At 49.4% G+C, this 553-nt stretch carries 1 protein-coding gene; it reads left to right on the top strand.

From position 1 onward, the window contains the following. Positions 1 to 553: hypothetical protein (locus ACFIKG_RS09835; protein WP_375652257.1), on the top strand; the 553-nt coding region annotated here is incomplete at both ends.

Below are 553 nucleotides of genomic sequence, written 5' to 3'. Positions count from 1 at the left end.
GCGATCTAACCATTGAAACCAATCAAATCACCGCTTTAAACAACCATATTGGTGCCAAGGGGAATATTGTCTTGAGCGCCGATGATGCGCTCACTGTAGGCGCTGGACATTATAGCGCCGGCGGCTCTCTTTTGGTGCAAGCGGCAGAGCTTACATCACGTGCGCGCTTAGTGGCAGAGCAAAAAATTGACCTTTATGCGCATCACGGTGCCCTGATCCAAGAAGGCACTGTCTGGTCTAATGGGAAGATAACGCTGGATGCCTATGGTGCCCTCAATCACACGGGTGATATTGTCAGTATGCAGCAGGTTGCCTTGACAGCGGGGGGCATGCTCACAACCTCTCAAGAGAGCACGATTTTAAGTTATGATGTGGTTTTAAGTGCTGATGCTTTAACCCAAGCAGGGACTGTGGAAGCTCAAGAAGGAGCATTAACCCTTCAAGTGCGTGATGGGGTCGCAAATAGCGGCACAATGCGCGGTGAGAGTGTCGATGCTCATATTGGTGCATTTACCAATCAAGGGACGTTTATTGCAACCGATGATTTGCATTT

Source organism: Bartonella sp. LB28NMGDW, assembly GCF_042194435.1.
In the GTDB taxonomy this organism is placed as follows: Bacteria; Pseudomonadota; Alphaproteobacteria; order Rhizobiales; family Rhizobiaceae; genus Bartonella; species Bartonella grahamii.
Note: the sequence above shows the minus strand (reverse complement) of the source record. Positions and strands in the feature narration are given on the sequence as shown.